At 35.2% G+C, this 1,262-nt stretch carries 2 protein-coding genes; both read right to left on the bottom strand.

The window, feature by feature from the left end:
* Positions 1-241: 241 nt before the first annotated feature.
* Positions 242-697, bottom strand: coding sequence for a hypothetical protein (locus HC728_RS19585; protein ID WP_190395975.1), 456 nt, complete (start codon positions 695-697; stop codon positions 242-244).
* 136 nt (positions 698-833) lie between these two features.
* Positions 834-1,262 (bottom strand): GNAT family N-acetyltransferase (locus tag HC728_RS19590; RefSeq protein WP_190395976.1); only part of this gene is annotated, 429 nt, incomplete at its 5' end.

Below are 1,262 nucleotides of genomic sequence, written 5' to 3' on the forward strand. Positions count from 1 at the left end.
TACTTATTAATGCATTCTTGAGATGGATCTGCTTCAAGTAATAATTTCATTGGGGCTAAATCTGATGATATTTTTTTAAACTCAATCAAACCATTTTCCTCTCAAAGTCTTTGAAGCATTTAACGCCTGCATAACACGTTTGCTACCATGCAGATTAAGCTCAAATTTACCACTTAATACGATAAACTCAAAGAAATCTAGAATGCCGAATGTAGCAAATCGTGTTGATGCGATTGTTATGTCAATTACTATACGTTAATAGATAAAACCAAATAACGATAATAATCATTAATGGTAAGTAAAACAGGGTAATTAACCAACCAACTGGTTCTTTATTATCAATTTTTCGCTTTAAAAGCTTTGTAAATCGTTGACTCATAAGACTCAGTATAAAAAATGAAGCAACCCAACTAACGCTTAGCGCGATACCTTCACCTGTAACTTGCACCACTTCATTTGGGATTAAATACATAAGCCAAAGAAATAATAAAACAACATATGGAATAGTTGCTACTGGCGGGTAGATACCGCGTCCATTAAAAAGGACATAAATAATTCGATGAAAGCTAACTCTAATTTTTTGTGATAAAGAAGGATTACAAGAACTACAAATCGGTCGAGATATCCCATTTTTATCATAATATCTCTTGTGACTTGGCTTATCAGACCATCCACACTCCGAACATTTATAACTCACTGATACCTCCTTTTGACATAACGCCTGCATAACACGTTTGCTACTATGCAGACTTAGCTGAATTTTACTGCCTTAATCACTAAAACTAAAGGCAAACTGACAACGCCGAATGTAGCAAATCGTGTTGATGCATTTGTTATAAGCACACTCTCACACGGTTCATATGAACAAATTGAGCATCTTCGGATGTTACTTGGAAACCAAATTTACGATATAAACCGCCTACCCGATTACCTTGCAAATAACACAATTTCACTGGTTTATTTTCGCTATCAGCAAATTTTAAACACTGACTTAAAACCTGGCTTCCTATTCCTTTTCCATGAAAACTTGGCAATAAAAAGAAACGGCAAAAATAGAAATGGTCGCCTTTGTTTTGAAGCAAATAGCTACCTATTGCTTCACCTGACATTTCAATGATGGTTGGTTTTTCTTCATCCCATTCATCTTGATGCATTTCACGTTGGATTTTATCGTCCCAACCAAACACAGCCTTAATTGGCTCAAATTCAGCCGCCTTTTTAAGTTCAAATAAGAACTCAAAATCACTATCTTTCGCTGAACG

Source organism: Aliivibrio sp. S10_S31 (assembly GCF_014694495.1).
Lineage (GTDB): Bacteria > Pseudomonadota > Gammaproteobacteria > Enterobacterales > Vibrionaceae > Aliivibrio > Aliivibrio fischeri.